Annotated in this window: 14 protein-coding genes; 9 read left to right on the forward strand and 5 right to left on the reverse strand. The window is 29.9% G+C overall.

Annotation, left to right across the window (positions count from 1 at the left end; genetic code table 11):
- Nucleotides 1-181 precede the first annotated feature (181 nt).
- From B8978_RS16380 to B8978_RS16390, 3 genes are read left to right on the forward strand one after another with little or no spacing between them, the layout of a single operon-like run.
- The gene (locus B8978_RS16380) at nucleotides 182-658 is read left to right on the forward strand and encodes a hypothetical protein (protein WP_242950583.1); all 477 of its coding nucleotides are present in this window, start codon (nucleotides 182-184) and stop codon (nucleotides 656-658) included.
- 31 nt (nucleotides 659-689) lie between these two features.
- Complete coding sequence (locus B8978_RS16385; protein WP_084117375.1) at nucleotides 690-1,856, forward strand: amidohydrolase; 1,167 nt, start codon at nucleotides 690-692, stop codon at nucleotides 1,854-1,856.
- The gene (locus tag B8978_RS16390) at nucleotides 1,843-2,919 is read left to right on the forward strand and encodes a tetratricopeptide repeat protein (RefSeq protein ID WP_084117376.1); all 1,077 of its coding nucleotides are present in this window, start codon (nucleotides 1,843-1,845) and stop codon (nucleotides 2,917-2,919) included. Before B8978_RS16385 ends, B8978_RS16390 begins: the two co-directional genes overlap by 14 nt.
- A 71-nt stretch (nucleotides 2,920-2,990) precedes the next feature.
- Here B8978_RS16390 and B8978_RS16395 read toward each other — a convergent pair whose 3' ends face one another.
- The gene (locus B8978_RS16395; RefSeq protein ID WP_242950584.1) at nucleotides 2,991-3,653 is read right to left on the reverse strand and encodes a hypothetical protein; all 663 of its coding nucleotides are present in this window, start codon (nucleotides 3,651-3,653) and stop codon (nucleotides 2,991-2,993) included.
- A gap of 207 nt (nucleotides 3,654-3,860) precedes the next feature.
- On the opposite strand from B8978_RS16395, the gene B8978_RS16400 reads away from it, so the two are divergent.
- The 3 genes from B8978_RS16400 (at nucleotide 3,861) to B8978_RS16410 (ending at nucleotide 7,257) form a co-directional block, all read left to right on the forward strand.
- Nucleotides 3,861-4,424, forward strand: a complete 564-nt coding sequence (locus tag B8978_RS16400) for an NfeD family membrane protein (protein WP_084117377.1) — start codon at nucleotides 3,861-3,863, stop codon at nucleotides 4,422-4,424.
- Nucleotides 4,425-4,464: 40 nt separating this feature from the next.
- Nucleotides 4,465-5,937, forward strand: a complete 1,473-nt coding sequence (locus tag B8978_RS16405; protein ID WP_176212735.1) for a flotillin family protein — start codon at nucleotides 4,465-4,467, stop codon at nucleotides 5,935-5,937.
- Between the two features lie 150 nt (nucleotides 5,938-6,087).
- Nucleotides 6,088-7,257, forward strand: coding sequence for an MFS transporter (locus B8978_RS16410; RefSeq protein ID WP_084117378.1), 1,170 nt, complete (start codon nucleotides 6,088-6,090; stop codon nucleotides 7,255-7,257).
- A gap of 108 nt (nucleotides 7,258-7,365) precedes the next feature.
- Here the strand turns inward: B8978_RS16410 and B8978_RS16415 are convergent, their stop codons facing one another.
- From B8978_RS16415 to B8978_RS16430, 4 genes are all read right to left on the reverse strand, one after another.
- A complete protein-coding gene (locus B8978_RS16415; RefSeq protein ID WP_084117379.1) occupies nucleotides 7,366-8,469 on the reverse strand; it encodes an ABC transporter substrate-binding protein in 1,104 nt (367 codons plus the stop codon).
- A gap of 26 nt (nucleotides 8,470-8,495) precedes the next feature.
- Nucleotides 8,496-9,275, reverse strand: coding sequence for an ABC transporter ATP-binding protein (locus B8978_RS16420; RefSeq protein WP_084117380.1), 780 nt, complete (start codon nucleotides 9,273-9,275; stop codon nucleotides 8,496-8,498).
- Nucleotides 9,272-10,354, reverse strand: coding sequence for a FecCD family ABC transporter permease (locus tag B8978_RS16425; protein ID WP_084117381.1), 1,083 nt, complete (start codon nucleotides 10,352-10,354; stop codon nucleotides 9,272-9,274). Before B8978_RS16425 ends, B8978_RS16420 begins: the two co-directional genes overlap by 4 nt.
- A 387-nt stretch (nucleotides 10,355-10,741) precedes the next feature.
- Nucleotides 10,742-11,737: a sodium:calcium antiporter gene (locus B8978_RS16430; RefSeq protein WP_084117382.1), complete on the reverse strand. Its 996-nt coding sequence runs from the start codon at nucleotides 11,735-11,737 to the stop codon at nucleotides 10,742-10,744.
- A gap of 379 nt (nucleotides 11,738-12,116) precedes the next feature.
- On the opposite strand from B8978_RS16430, the gene B8978_RS16435 reads away from it, so the two are divergent.
- From B8978_RS16435 to B8978_RS16445, 3 genes are all read left to right on the forward strand, one after another.
- Nucleotides 12,117-13,775: a sensor histidine kinase gene (locus B8978_RS16435; protein WP_084117383.1), complete on the forward strand. Its 1,659-nt coding sequence runs from the start codon at nucleotides 12,117-12,119 to the stop codon at nucleotides 13,773-13,775.
- 4 nt (nucleotides 13,776-13,779) lie between these two features.
- Nucleotides 13,780-14,496 carry a LytR/AlgR family response regulator transcription factor gene (locus B8978_RS16440; RefSeq protein ID WP_084117384.1) on the forward strand — a complete coding sequence of 239 codons (717 nt, stop codon included), beginning with the start codon at nucleotides 13,780-13,782 and terminating at the stop codon, nucleotides 14,494-14,496.
- 139 nt (nucleotides 14,497-14,635) lie between these two features.
- Nucleotides 14,636-15,856, forward strand: coding sequence for an L-lactate MFS transporter (locus tag B8978_RS16445; RefSeq protein ID WP_084117385.1), 1,221 nt, complete (start codon nucleotides 14,636-14,638; stop codon nucleotides 15,854-15,856).
- Nucleotides 15,857-15,922 lie beyond the last annotated feature (66 nt).

A 15,922-nucleotide genomic window follows, 5' to 3' on the forward strand; every position in this document is an offset into this window, starting at 1 on the left:
TGTTTGATTAATCTATAATAATAATATAATGATGTAAGCTGAATTTAAGCTGAAAGGTTCCTTAGAATTAACTGAGAAAAGAGTAAACAAATTGTAAAATTATAAATGCAGTAGTACTTGTTGATTTTTATAAAACAGTATATGATTTAATAGAACATACATTTAGAAGGAGGTGTTAAATGTGGAGAATACTTCTGATTTTCTTAATAACCTATGTTTGTATTGTGTGTCTAACTATGAAGTTATGAATAGTGCAAGAATTATGTCTAGCTTTATATACCAATGTGGAAGATTATTGAACTTAGATATTATGGCTGTAGAAGGAATTTTGTACGTTGAAATCAATGGCTATAAAAGGCAGTATGCGCATTGCTTTAACACTTATAAATCTAATATAATTGATGCTTCAATATATCAGTACGCGTTAATATATAAAAATGTGGAGAATAAATTTCCACTCTACATATCAGAAAAATTGCCAATTCACATTGAATACAAAATAAGTGATGAAATAAAATACATGAACCAAGTTAAATTTAGCAAACATTTATTAAATAAAGTTATTAATGAAGCTAAGGCGGCTACAAATCTTAAAAAAGAAAGATTTTCATTAATGGAAGATAATAAAAAAGAGAATTTATTTCAATTGATTAGGTGATTTGAAATAATGAAAAGGAAGTGAAAGCTTAATGATATTGATTAAAAACGGTAAAATAATTACAATGGAAGGAAAAAATTATGAAAGAGGAAGTATATTAATTAAAGCTGGTAAGATTATAGATGTAAAAGAAGAAATACCTGTTCCAGAGGGAGCAGAGGTTATAGATGCAAATGGAATGATAGTTATGCCTGGAATAATTGATGCTCACTGCCACTTAGGACTTATTGAAGATTCTATTGGTTTTGAGGGCACTGATGTAAATGAAACAGTGGAACCTATAACACCACAGCTTAGAGCAATTGATGGAATCAATCCTTTTGATGTAAACTTTAAAGAAGCTTATGAAGCTGGAGTTACAACAGTAATGACAGGTCCAGGTAGTGCTAATGTTATTGGAGGGCAATTTGCGGTTATAAAAACTTACGGAAAAAGAATTGATGATATGATTTTAAAGTCACCAGCAGCAATAAAGGTTGCTTTTGGTGAAAATCCTAAGAGGGTATATAATTCTAAAGGGAAAAGTCCTAAAACTAGGATGGCAACAGCTGCTCTTTTAAGAGAAACTCTTACAAAAGCAAAGACTTATCTGGAGAAAAAGGAAAGAGCACAAGGAAGCCTAGATAAGATTCCAGATACGGATTTAAAATTAGAAGCTTTAATTCCAGTTTTAAAAAAGCAAATACCTCTTAAAGCTCATGTACATAGGGCAGATGATGTGTTTACAGCTATTAGAATTGCTAAAGAATTTGACGTTAATATAACACTGGATCATGTGACAGAAGGTCATCTTATAGTAGAAGAATTAAAAGAAGAAAATATTCCACTTATAGTAGGACCAAGTTTTGGTTCAAGAAGTAAAATAGAATTAAAAGAAAAAAGTTTTAAAACAGTAGGTGCCTTATCTAATGCGGGTATAAAACTTGCAATTATGACAGATCATCCAGTAATACCACTTAAGCATATTACTATGTGTGCTGCATATGCTGTAAAGTATGGTATGAAAAAAGAAGAGGCATTAAAGGCAATTACTATAAACGCTGCAGAGATAATTGGTGTTTCAGATAGAGTCGGAAGTATTAAGGCTAATAAAGATGCAGATATAGTTATATTTAATGGGGATCCGTTAAACCTTATGACTGAAGTAAAATGTGTTTTAATTGATGGAAGGATAGTTTATAAAAGTGAAAAAAAATAAAGTGGATTTATACAAAAAAATAGAAGAAGTATATACAAAAACAAAATATAAAAAAGCATTGGAATATTGTAATAGTGCAATTGAAAGCTATAGTGATTATGGTGATTTTAATTACATAAAAGGCTTAATATTGATGGGACTTGAACAATATGAGAATTCTGTAAAGCAGTTTGATTTGGCAATCTTAAAGGGAGCTAATAAAGAAAAATGCATGTACAATAAGGCTTATTGCTATGATATTTTAGAAATGTATGAAAAAGCAATACGTTTTTATCTTGTTGTTTTAAATATTAATTCTAAAAATTTAGAGACTATGGAGAATTTGACATCTATTATGCATGAGCAGGGAAAATATGAAGAAGAATTAGAGTTTTTAAAGAAAATGCAAAAATTACAGCCGGAAAATATTGAGTATATGTATTATCTGGCAGATACACTTATTGAAATTGGAGATAATAATGATGCTAGAGTTTATTTAGATAAGATAATAGAAAAAAACGAAATGTATATGTATGCTTATTTAAAGAGAGGTATAATATTTCAAAATGAAGGTAAGTATGATGAGGCTTTAAAATATTTTAACAAAGCAATAGAACTGGATGATGAGTGTTTAGATTCGTACGTATATAAAGGTCAGGTACTTATAGAAAAAGAAAAATACAAAGAGGCTTTAGAGTGTTTTGAAATTGCTAGCAGCATTGATAATGAAGATCCGTTTCCAGAGTATAATAAGGGAATATTGCTTGAGATTGAAGAAAAATATGAAGAAGCTGAAAAATGCTTTGAGAATACAATAAAATTAACAGATGATTTAGAGCTAGTATATTTTCATTTAGCCTTTGTTTTAGATGAGCAGAATAAATATGAAGATGCAATAAAATTTTATAATAAAGCAATAGAAGTTAATGGAGAAGATTTTGTTTCTTATAATAATAAAGGATATATATATTATAAAATGGGAATTTACACTACCGCGCTTAAAAACTTCAAAAAAGCACTAGATATAAATCCAAAATATAAATTAGCTATGGATAATATGAAGGAAACGCTAAGTAAGCTATAAAATTAATGTTCAGTATTTGAAGGCATGGACTTAACAAAAAAATTGAGGCATAAATACCTCAATTTTTTTTGTTAACATTCATATTTAAAATCTGGTTCAGTTTGAATTGTATAGGCATTTCTAACTTGTCCAATCCAATCCATAAAGGATTCATTCCAAAAGGCAGAATTGAAGAATTCGGCAATTGATTTCTCAGTGCTAATATCAACAACTATAATGTTTAGTGGCAAGGAATTTGCAGCATATATCCCACCAAAATTAGAATTTTGAGTAATGTTTTGACGGAAATTACGTTCAATCATAACCATAAGAGGAAGTCCATGTTGATAAGCCATAGCAGGCTCTATTTGAAGATATGGGCTGCTAACCCAAAAATTTTTGAAGGTTTCCACGTTGGAAGTAGCATTTAAAGCTATAGCTTTTTTTATATAAATACGATTAAAGGCAATAGAAATCATACCATAAGTGCTTAAAATCATCCGCCTAATAGAAGTAAGGTTTGTTTCAGTATATTGATCTGTAGTTCCAAGGGTTCTTGGAAAAAGTAAATTTAATTTCAACATTTTTATAATTTCAGAAAGAAATTTAACTTGTAATTTGTTATAAGGTGTGGCATAACTTAGAAATATAGGTATTTTATACAAAGGGTTGCTTGTATCCTCAACTATTCTTAAAGTAGTATTGAAAATTTCAGTATTAAAAGAAGCAGCCTTTTCATTAAGCGTATATTTCATAATTACAACCTCCTTGAATATATTATATGGGACAATATATGAAATGTGCATAAAGAATTGTATTGTATAAAAATTATTAAAAAATGAGCAAAATAAAATATTTATCTATTGATTAAAATGGAAAACATGCTATAATAATCTATATCATATAAAAAGTTATTTAATACCACATAAAGTGAAGACTAAGGAGGTGAATAAATTAATATTATGGAACATGCATATATCATTTTGTTTTTGGTAGGAGTCATATACACTGTTATTACATTTTTGATAGGAGGTATATTTGATATTGCACATATTGGAGGGGATATTACAGCACATATAGGCGGACATATTGATGGAAATAGTGGCGGCGAAGGGATAATTTCTCCTTTGAAGCCTATAACTATTATGTCATTTATTACTGTATTTGGCGGAATAGGTATTATTGGAACTCACTACAAATTAAATGCAGTAATTATATTCATTGGAGCTTTTGCATTAGCTGCTTTAATCTCATTTTCACTATATAGGTTTATAATTGTTCCTTTAACTAAGGCACAAAATACTAGTGCAGTTTCTCAGGAAGAGTTAATAGGAATGAGAGCCATAGTTATATCTCCAATTATTGATAATGGCTTTGGAACCATATCTTATATAGTTAATGGAAGTAAGTATAATGCACCTGCACAGCATGTTTCTAAAAAATCAGTAAAACAAGGGGAAGAAGTTATAATTTATGCAATTACAAATAACATTTTTTATGTGGAACCATTGAACGACCAGGATTAAATGAGGGCTAAAATAAAAAAACAAAGGGAGTTGTATTGTTATGATAGAAATTTCAACATTTATTATACCTGCTATTATTGTAGTAGTTTTGTTATTATTGATTTTTGGAGTTTTTTCCATGTGGAAAAGGGTTCCTCAAGACAAAGCTATAATTGTTACAGGTCTTAAAAAAAGAGTTATCACTGGTGGCGGTGGTTTTGTAATTCCATTATTCGAAAGAACAGACAAGATTTCTTTAGAAAACATGGAAATTGAAATTCGTATTGATGGTGCTTTAACTGGCCAAGGAGTAGGAATTACTGCTGATGGAGTTGCTGTAGTAAAGGTAAAATCAGATACAAATTCAATATTATCAGCAGCTGAACAGTTTAATACTTCTAATGGAATGCAGCATACACTTGAAGTCATTCAGCATACAACAAAAAATGTTCTTGAAGGCAAACTTCGTGAAATTGTTTCTAAGATGACAATAGAGGAAATTTATAAAGATAGAGAAACATTTGCTTCACATGTCCAAGAGGTTGCAGCAGTAGATTTAGCTCAACTAGGATTAGAGCTTAAGGTATTAACAATTAAAGATATTTCAGATAGAAATGGATATTTAGAAGCACTTGGTAAACCAAGAATAGCTGCAGTAAAAAGAGATGCACAAATTGCTGAAGCAGAGGCAGCAAAGGAAACTAAGATTAAGACAGCAGAATCAGTTCGATTAGGTGAAGCTGCTAAGCTTTTATCTGAAACACAAATCTCAGAATCTGAAAAAGATAAGGAATTAAAGGTACAGGCCTATAGGCTAGAACAAGAAAAAGCAAAAGCAACATCAGATTTAGCTTATGAAATTGAAGCTAATAAGGCTAAAAAAGAGGTTACAGAAACTCAAGTTCAAGTTGAAATTACAAGAAAACAAAAAGAAAAAGAACTTGCGGAAGCAACACTCCAAGTTGAAATAACTAGGAAGGAAAAAGAAATTGAAATTGCTGAAAAAGAGGCATTAAGAAAAGAAAGAGAACTTGAGGCTACTGTTAAAAAAGAAGCAGAAGCTGATAATTACAAGCAAGTCAAGGAAGCGGATGCAATTAAATACAAAGAAATTGCAGATGCTGAGGCAAGAGCTAGGTCAATAGAACTTGAAGGTAAAGCAAAATCAGAAGCATTAAGGCTTCAAGGTATGGCAGAAGTTGATATTATTAGAGAAAAAGGTAAAGCAGAAGCTGAAGCTATGATGAAAAAAGCAGAGGCATATAAACAATATAATGATGCAGCTATGAGCCAAATGATTATTGAAAAACTTCCTGAAATTGCAAAGGCTATTTCTGAACCTTTATCAAAAACAGAAAAGATTGTTATTGTTGATAGTGGTAGTGGAGAAGGAAAGGGAGCATCAAAGGTTACTGGTTATGTAACTGATATTATGGCGGGACTTCCTGAAATAGTTAATGCATTAACTGGAGTAAACATAATGGATTTATTAAAGAAGGCAGCGCCAAAAGATGGAGAAGACGTAGAAAAATAAACTAGGCTAAAGCCGTTAATTCTTTAATTTTGCCATCCTGGCAATCTTTCACCTTTTTACTCACGCAGTAGAGTAAAAATCTTTAACAATTAGAGAATTTATAAAGCATTTTTGCACATAATATATTTATTAAAAAATAAGGAGAATATTATGTGCAGAAATGCTAAACTTTTACTTGTGGTTAGTTCACTGTTTGCTTTTTCAATGGGACTTTCCAATATATTTGTAAATATATTTTTTTGGAGAGAAACAAAAGATTTTATTGTAATAGCCTTGTATAATTTAATAATAAACATTACAACGCCAGTTACTTTTATATTGGCGGGGATGCTTTCAAAAAAGAAAAACGGAATTTGGTCTTTAAGGCTTGGTTTGTTAATATATGCCTTATTTTTTGCACTTATATTGTATATAGGCAATAGAGGAAATGTATATATATACTTATTAGGACTAATATCAGGAATAGCAGCAGGATTTTATTGGCTTCCGTTTAATGTTTTGTGCTTTGATTTTACTAGTGTAGACAATAGAGATACTTTTAATGGTTTAAATGGTGGATTTTCAGGTGTTTCAACTATAATTGGACCAATTACTGCTGCATATATAATAAGTAGATTTACTGGACTTATAGGATATAGGATAGTTTTTGCAATGACTTGTGGAATATTTTTAATTCTGATATTAGTAAGTTCAATATTTAAATGTGAAAATTATTCTGATAAAATTGACTATAAAGTAGCTTTGGGAAATGGGAATGAAGATTGGAGAATAATAAGAAAATCAACATTTTTTTGGGGTTTTAGAGATTCTGTAATGGGTTTTTTAATAAACATAATTGCTATTGAGGTATTTAAAAAGGAGATTATATTAGGTGCCTTTGCGCTGGTTGCAGCACTTATAGTGTCAATTTCATATGTTCTTGTACAAAAAATAATAAAACCACCTTATAGAAAAAGTGCCATATTATTTGGAACTATAGGAGCTTTTATCTCAGTACTACCATTAGTTATAAAGATTAATTTTAATACATTGTTTGCATATGGTGTAATAGATTCATTTTGTCTGCCATTTTTCATGATACAATTATCTTCAGCTACTTTTAATATTATAGATGGACAACAGGATAAACATAGAAGAATTGAATACATGATTAATAGAGATATAGTATTAAACGGTGGAAGAGCCATAAGTGTAAGTATATTAATAATATTGGTACTACTTTTTAAAAATATGTATATACTTAAGTTTTATTTAATGTTTTTAGGAGTGATACCATTGATTTCGGGACATTTTTTAAGAAGGGTAAAAAGAGTTTTATAAATAACAAGTATGGATTATTTTATAATATGAAAAAATTGCCAGGTAAAAGGTTAAAAATCTTTAACCAATTACTTGACAATTATTTTATATTAAGTATTGAGTAAGAGGCTAATTGTTAGCAGGAGGAAGTCCTTTTAGTATTCTATTAGTTTGGTCAGTTGTAAGGTCGTAATTTAAGAAATCTTTATAAAAAGTTTTTGTAATGCTAGCCATATTCATATTCTTGAATTTACTTGGGTAGAGGGTTTTTGCTGCCCATTGAAATTGAAGAGCTTCATCTGCCCCATATCTATCCCAGAGAAAAGCACCAGATGGATTAATATATATTTTTTTGTCTTGAATGGCTTTTACTTGAGACCACTGTGGATTAGAATATAAGTCATTAATATTTTTTACGGCACTTTTTGTATCAGTTAAGGTGTTACTACTTATAATTATTACATCTGGATTCCATTTAATTATCTGCTCCATGGAAGCTTCTTTGTTATTTCCAGTTATTTCAGAAGCAGCGTTTATTCCACCAGCAGCTTTTATCCAAGAATCAATCATAGTATTACTTCCGTCAACAGTTATAGGTGAAAATGAAGTTAAATGAAGAACCTTTAATTTTTTATCCTCAGGGATTTTATCTGTAACAGCTTTAATTTTTTTTAAGTTATTGTCTAAATATGATATGTACTCAGAAGATTTTTTCTCTGCATCACTTCCTAGAACATCGCCAGTAAGTTTGAAGCATTGTTTTAAACTTTCATAATCAGTAAAGTTTAATTGTACAGCCGGTATTGCAAGTTCTTTAATTTTTGCAGCGGATTTTGAATTCAATGGTAGAAAGACAATATCTGGTTTAGTTTTTAAAAGTTGTTCTGTGTCTACATCTTCATTTGTAAAGTCGACTAAAGCTTTATTCATATTTGGATTTACTACATACAACCAAGGCATTGCTTTTTTAGAAAGAATGGTTGAAACTATTTTATTTCCATATCCAAGCATTGTTACAACTTCATTATGAGCTGGCCAGCCATCGGCTATTTTATTTATTTTTGATGGAATTTCAACCTTTTCACCAGCCGCATCAGTAATTATCTTTTTTTGTGTAGATTTTTGTTCAGTAGAATTACTTTGTGATTTAGCATTAGCACTGTTTTGACATCCAGAAAATAATAAACTGATTGATAGAATAGATAAAATTATTATACTTATATGTTTTTTCATACATTACACTTCTTTCTATATAAATATTAATCAAGTAAAGGTACACAGGATTTAATTTTTTCTCCGTTATAATCTAGTGAGGTAATTTTTACATTTATTCCATAAGCAGATTTAAGATTTTCTTCGGTTACAATCTCATCTGCAGTTCCACTTTGAAAAGGTTTGTTTTTCTGCATTAATGCTACTTTACTAGAGCATAAAAATGCGTGATCTGGAAAATGTGATGTCATTATAATTCCAAGGCCATCTTTAGAAAGCTTATTTATTTGTGATAAAACTCTTATTTGATTTCCAAAATCAAGGTTTGATGTGGGCTCATCCATTACCAAGATTTTAGGCTTTTGAGTAAGAGCTCTAGCAATAAGTATCATTTGTCTTTCACCACCACTTATTTCAGTGTAAATTTTGTCTTTTAAGTAGCTTATTTTTAGTGCAGACATTGTTTCTTCCGCAATTTTTATATCAGTTTTTGAAGGTGAAGAAATGGTACTAAAGTGAGCAGTTCTACCCATTAATACAACGTCCATAACTGTAAAAGGAAAAGGGGGATTGTGAACTTGAGGTACATAGGCAATTGCCATAGCAATTTTTTTTCTGTTCCAATTGCCTATATTTTCACCATCAATAGTTATCTCACCACGCTGTAATTTTAAAAAGCCAAGCATTGTCTTAAAAAAAGTTGTTTTTCCAACACCATTAGGACCAAGCAAGCATAAGATTTCGCTAGATTTTATACTCAAAGATATATTTTCAATTATTGTTTTTGAACCATAACCACATGAAATATCTTTTGCTTCTAGTATCATATCCAGCCCTTCTTTCCTTTTAAAAGTAAATAAATAAAAAATGGTGCACCTATTAAGGATGTAAGTATTCCCAGTGGAATTTCCATGGTAAAAAAACTTCGAGCAATATCATCTACTAACAATAAATATATTCCTCCAACAATAAGTGAAGTTGGAATAAGAATCTTATAATTTGGACCTACAAGCATCCGTGATAGATGAGGAATTATAAGGCCTATCCATCCTATTATCCCACCAACAGATACGGATACAGCTGTTATTAATGTAGAGCAAATTATGATTATAAACCTTATTTTTTTTGTGTTTATTCCTAAGGAAGAGGCTTCATCATCTCCGAAAGAGAGTGCGTTTAAATTCCATCTAAGAAGTACCAGTGGAATTGTTCCTATTAACATTGGTATTAGCATAAGTTCTGTATCCTTTACTGTTATTGCTGAAAGTCCACCCATAAGCCAAAAAGTTATTTCAGGGAGTTTGTTGTATGGATCACCAATATATTTTATTAAAGATATAAATGATGAGCATAGGGTAGAAATAATCATACCAGTAAGAACTAAACTTAGAATCGAACCTTCGCCATCACTTATTATTTTACTTATTGTGTAAGATAACATTACAGCGGCTAGTCCAAAACCAAAAGACATAAGCTGAATTTCAAAGGATTTTAATGAAAGTAGAATGGCTAAGGCTGCTCCTAGACCAGCACCTGCAGAAGCACCTAGTATATCAGGTGAAACCATAGGGTTTTTAAAAAGACCTTGATATGAAGAACCTGATATTGAAAGAGCAGCGCCAATCATTATGGCTGAAAAAATTCTTGGAAGACGTACTTTAAATAATACTGTAGCAGCTGTATTCCCATTTATATTTGTGCCTACAAGCCTTGAAAATAGAAGTTTTAAAGTTTCAATAATAGATATTGAATAGCCACCAATACTGAAGGAGATTAAAAAAGTAAGTATCAATATTATTATCAAAAATGTCAAAACATAAAATGGTTTTATTTTGTTATTTTCTAGCCTTAATTTAGGGAATATAATGGAACTGCTTTTCGAATTTAAGCTAATTTCTTTTTTCACTGTGCATATTTACCTCCTTTCAACTTATAAATATTAATAAACAGGTATTAAAGTTAGTATATTATTACAAAATTCATATGTCAATGACAAATTAACAAAATGATAACATAATATATAAAAATGTATAAAGTAATCAAATAAAACAATATTTTGTTATTAATATGATAATAAAATGTAAACATGTGTGGTGTTGTGATATTTGGTTATGTAATGTTAAGAAATTAGATAAAAAGTGTAATAAAATTTATATAAATGATAAATGTATAATTATACATAAAAATAGGATTAAAAGTTTTCCTTCATATCTTTAATAATATGAAAAACTTTTAATCCTATTAAATTTAATTATTATATATATGACATCTTGATACATAGGGGAATTTGAAATTAACTCCTAATAATTATTATACCTACAATAAAAATAACATAAAAAATCGTATTTAAAGATAATTTTTTTGCAGAAATACAACCTCTTTTTAAGTTTATCCATATAGACATAATTGCAATAAATGTTATTATAGCAGAAAGTATGAGTGATTTATCAAATATCCATGGAGTAAAGAAAATACCAAGTGCACTTGGTATTGTAGCCTGAATCATCATAGAACCGCTAATGTTTGCAAGAGCTAAATGTTCTTTTCCTTGTCTTACCCATATAAGTGCATTCAATATTTCTGGTAATTCTGTTGCCACGGGACTTAACAATAGTGATACCAAATGTGGAGCCATTCCAAGAGATATACTTAAGGTTTCTAAATTATGTACAAATAATTGTGAGCCAACAAAAATTAAAATTAGTGCAAAAAGTGTTTGAAGTAATATCATTGATTTTGGGGGAGTTTTACTTTTTGAACAAAACTTTAGAGGTTCTAATTCATCTTGAACGGTTTCTGTTTCCGCACTCATCTCTCTATAAAAATAAAGAGCATATGCTGCTAAAAACAAAAATCCAAGCCATGGCTTTATTGAAAAAGCTACGAGGCCTAACAAAACCTTAAAAGCAAAAATCCCCATGAACCAGACTTGATCTCTAGAGAGTCTAGCACTATTAACATTAATACAATTTCCGGATTTTCTTTTGCCACTAAACAATATTATACTTATTCCAACGATGGCATAAGCAAGAGTGCTTAGAACTAGAGGACCTCCAAGAGCAGCGCCAACGCCAATGTCCTTTTGACTTGAACTAGTTCCAAAAACTACAGCTATAAAAGTAACAATGCTTTCTGGAAGGGCAGTACCAAAGGCTGCAAGAATTGTTCCTACTGCATTTTGAGATATGTTGAATGCTTTTCCAACCCATTCAACTCCGTTTACAAACAGTTCGCTGCTAAAATATATTATCAGCGCAGCTGCAAGCATAACCAAAAGTGATACAATCATGTTTTTTCCTCCTAGGGGATGATGAAACTAATAAAAGTAATAACATCCGAAATGTGAACCAACTTTATTTAATCAATAAAAAAATAAAAGACCCTTGGCGTATTAGAAAAATACGCCAAAAGTCTCGTTTCGCATTTTGCGGATACTGCCAGGCTTAAAGCCAATATGTTGACAATATCTAGTAAACTACTCCCTTTTGTCATTGATTAAAATATAACATTCATTCAATTATACTAAGATATTTTTTGTGTGTCAATATACAAAATAATAAGACTTATTTATATAAGAATTATGTCCTGAATTTAGAATATTTATGCATTTTGCAAATTAACGTTATTAGGTTAAAATAAAGGTATCTAAATGTGAAAGGAAATTAATTATGTTATTGTATATTTTTAATATGTTCACTATGCTTATGGAAAGAGCAATGTGGTTATTAGTACTTTTGTTTATAATGACAAGGATTAAGGGTTTTAGAAAGATATTTCAGAAAGAAAATTATGAAAAAAAAGATATCGCAATTATATGTGTTATATTCTCAGCCTTTGCTATTTTCGAAACGTATTGCGGTATTAATGTGGATGGATCTTTAGTAAATATAAGAACTATAACAATAGTATCTGGTGGTATATTGTTTGGACCAGAGGTTGGTATAATAACTGGAATTGTTGCAGGAACTCATAGATTTTTAATAGATGTTCATGGAGTAACATCACTTCCATGTCTTATAACAAGCATAGTAGCAGGTGTTTCATCAGGATATGTAAATAAGAAAGTTCAAAGAAAATATTTATATATAGCCGGAATTTTACTTGGAATGGTTTGTGAAGTATTGACTATGGTACTTATACTAATAATCACGAAACCATACATGCTCGGATTAAATATAGTTTCTAAAATATCAATTCCAATGATATTAGGTGAAATAAATGTAGGGTTTATTATAATTTTAATTCAGTTTGTAGAAGATGAAAAGGAAATGATAGCAGGACAGCAATCTAAACTTGCATTAGATATTGCCAACGAGACGCTCCCTTATTTTAGAAATACAAACAATGAATCCTTAAGAAAAATATGCACAATTATTAAAGAACATATGCATGCAGATGCAGTATCTATAACTGATAAAATTCATGTACTTGCATATGTTGGAGTTGATGAAGAAATATATAATGTTGAAAATAAAATAATAAATGAGGCTACTAAAAGAGCACTTTTAAAGAATGAAATAATTATAAATAATGATAATGTAAAAGATGACCATAGTAACTTAAAATCTGCCATTATAATACCATTTGAAGATAAAAATGGAGTAAATGGAACTTTAAAAATATATTACAAGTCCTCCAATAAAATAACTTATTCTATTAAAGCTCTTGCAGTAGGTCTTTCACAGATAATATCAACTTTGATGGAGGTATCTAAACTTGAACAAATAAAGGAAAGTGCTAACAAGGCTGAAATAAGAGCATTACAGCGACAAATCAATCCTCACTTTTTGTTTAATGCTTTAAATGCAATAACCTCATTTATTAGAATAAATCCAGATAAAGCAAGAGAACTTATAATAAATTTATCAAATTATCTAAGGTATAATCTTGAAATTAACGATGAGGAGATAGATATAAAAAAAGAACTTAAACAGGTTAAAGATTTTGTAGAAATAGAAAAAGCAAGATTTGGAGATAAAATTAATCTTATTTATGATATTGATGATGTGGATGCGAAAGTACCAAGTCTTATAATACAACCATTAGTAGAAAATGCTATAATTCATGGATTGCTTCCAAGCAAAGGTAAAGGAACAATAAAACTTAGCGTTAAAAACTGCAAAGATGAAAGCATAAAGATAACAGTTGAAGATAGTGGGGTTGGTATAAGTGAAGATATAATAAAAAATGTTTATAGTGGAAACATGCCTGAAAATAAGATTGGTTTATATAATGTTCATTTAAGACTCAAACTCATATATGGTGAGGGTATTAAAATCGAAAGATTAGAAAAGGGTACTAAAATGGAATTTTTTATTAGGAGATGATATTGTGAAATGTATAATAGTTGAAGATGAATTTATTGCAAGAGAAGAACTAAAATATTTTATTAAAAATTTCAGCAATATTGAAATAGCTGGAGAATTTGAAGATGGTATAGAAGTTTTGAAGTTTTTACAAAACAATAAAATAGATGTTATATTTTTAGATATTAATATAGGTTCTGTTGATGGTATTGTAATTGCAAAAAATTTAAGTCACTTTTCTGAAAAACCTTACATAGTTTTTATAACAGCTTATAAAGAACATGCTGTTGAAGCCTTTGAAATAGAAGCTTTTGATTATATATTAAAACCATATGAAGAATCTAGGATTAAATCTATGCTAAAAAAGCTTGAGCTTAGTTACAACTCAAAAAATGGAGAACTTCATACAATTACAAATAGAATAAATTTATTTAAGAATGATAAGATAATAGTTACAAATATAGATGATATATATTACTGTGAAGCAAAGGACAGAGAAACCTGTGTTTTAACTAAAAATGAAGAATATATTGTAAAAATGCCAATATCGGAATTTTATGAAACTTTATCAAAGGAAATGTTTTTTAAATGTCACAGATCGTATATTGTTAATCTTACAAAGATAAAGGAAATAATACCCTGGTTTAATAACACTTATAATCTAAGGCTAAAGGATATTCCAAAAGAGATTCCCGTAAGCAGAAGCAATGTAAAAAATTTCAAGCAGATTATGAACATATAAGTGCATTCTAGGTAGTAATAACAGCATTTCATTCACTAAAACCTCTTAAGACTTATATATGGAGATATAATGTAGTCAAACAAAGGGATGTGGAACAAAGGGTTTAAACCACAACTTTTATATAAGAGGAGTGAGGAAAATGTTAAAAACTGAAAAACAATCTAATAGCAGGCTTTTAATATTAATAGGAACAATAATTACTCAAATAGGTCTTGGAACAATCTACACATGGAGTTTATTTAATCAACCACTTGCAGATAAATTTGGGTGGCAACTAAGTAGAGTATCAGTTACATTTTCAATTACTAGTTTTGCGCTAGCATTTGCAACTTTATTTGCAGGAAAAATTCAAGATAAAATTGGCATAAGAAAACTTATAACCTTGTCTGGAATAATATTAGGTGGAGGACTTATTTTAACTTCTAAAGTAAATTCAATAGGAATGCTTTATTTAACAGCAGGTGTAATTGTTGGAGCAGCAGATGGAATAGCTTATATGACTTCACTTTCAAATTGTATAAAATGGTTTCCAGAGAAAAAAGGACTTATATCAGGAATTTCTGTAGGATCTTATGGAGCTGGAAGTTTAATATTTAAATATGTAAATTCAGGTGTTATCAGTTCAAAGGGTGTTACATTTGCATTCTTATGTTGGGGAATTATAGCATTTATATTAGTATCAGGTGGTGCACAGCTATTAAAGGATGCGCAAGAAGTAACAGTAGTAGATGCTAAAGCTGAGGTGAAAAATGATTACACACCAACACAAATGTTGAAGAAAAAAGAAGCTTATTTATTATTCATAATGATGTTTACCGCATGTATGAGTGGTCTTTATCTTATAGGAATTGTTAAGGATATTGGTGTACAACTAGCAGGACTTAATACAGCAGTAGCAGCAAATGCAGTAGCAATGGTAGCTATCTTTAATACAGCAGGAAGGATTATTTTAGGAGCATTATCAGATAAAGTTGGCAGACTCAAAGTTTTATTATTTACCTTCGCAGTAACTGCAATAAGTGTGTTTGTTATGGATACAGTACATCTTAACTTTGGAATATTCTTTGCCTGTGTTGCCGGAATTGCGTTCTGTTTTGGTGGAAACATTACGGTATTCCCAGCAATTGTAGGTGACTTCTTTGGGCTTAAGAATCATAGTAAAAATTATGGAATCATATATCAAGGTTTTGGAATTGGAGCACTTTCAGGATCAGTCATAGCAAGTATTGCAGGAAGTTTTAAAGCAACTTTCGTAGTTATAGGGGTAATGTGCCTAATATCAATTGTTATTGCACTTACTATAAGGGTTCCACAAGAAAAAACAAGCAGAAGGACAAAACTTGAAGGAAGAACTGCATAAGAAATATATGGTAGAAAGCTAATATGTAGTGACAATTGGCTTTCTACTTTTTTATATTAACAAATA

The sequence above is a fragment of the Clostridium acidisoli DSM 12555 genome (assembly GCF_900176305.1).
In the GTDB taxonomy this organism is placed as follows: Bacteria; Bacillota; Clostridia; order Clostridiales; family Clostridiaceae; genus Clostridium_I; species Clostridium_I acidisoli.

Bases quoted from the DNA above. Each gene is read 5' to 3' on its own strand.
- B8978_RS16415 (WP_084117379.1), bottom strand. From the start codon at position 8,469: ATGAAAAAACATATAAGTATAATAATTTTATCTATTCTATCAATCAGT.
- B8978_RS16410 (WP_084117378.1), top strand. From the start codon at position 6,088: ATGTGCAGAAATGCTAAACTTTTACTTGTGGTTAGTTCACTGTTTGCT.
- B8978_RS16435 (WP_084117383.1), top strand. From the start codon at position 12,117: ATGTTATTGTATATTTTTAATATGTTCACTATGCTTATGGAAAGAGCA.
- B8978_RS16430 (WP_084117382.1), bottom strand. From the start codon at position 11,737: ATGATTGTATCACTTTTGGTTATGCTTGCAGCTGCGCTGATAATATAT.
- B8978_RS16385 (WP_084117375.1), top strand. From the start codon at position 690: ATGATATTGATTAAAAACGGTAAAATAATTACAATGGAAGGAAAAAAT.
- B8978_RS16395 (WP_242950584.1), bottom strand. From the start codon at position 3,653: ATGAAATATACGCTTAATGAAAAGGCTGCTTCTTTTAATACTGAAATT.
- B8978_RS16405 (WP_176212735.1), top strand. From the start codon at position 4,465: ATGATAGAAATTTCAACATTTATTATACCTGCTATTATTGTAGTAGTT.
- B8978_RS16445 (WP_084117385.1), top strand. From the start codon at position 14,636: ATGTTAAAAACTGAAAAACAATCTAATAGCAGGCTTTTAATATTAATA.
- B8978_RS16420 (WP_084117380.1), bottom strand. From the start codon at position 9,275: ATGATACTAGAAGCAAAAGATATTTCATGTGGTTATGGTTCAAAAACA.
- B8978_RS16400 (WP_084117377.1), top strand. From the start codon at position 3,861: ATGGAACATGCATATATCATTTTGTTTTTGGTAGGAGTCATATACACT.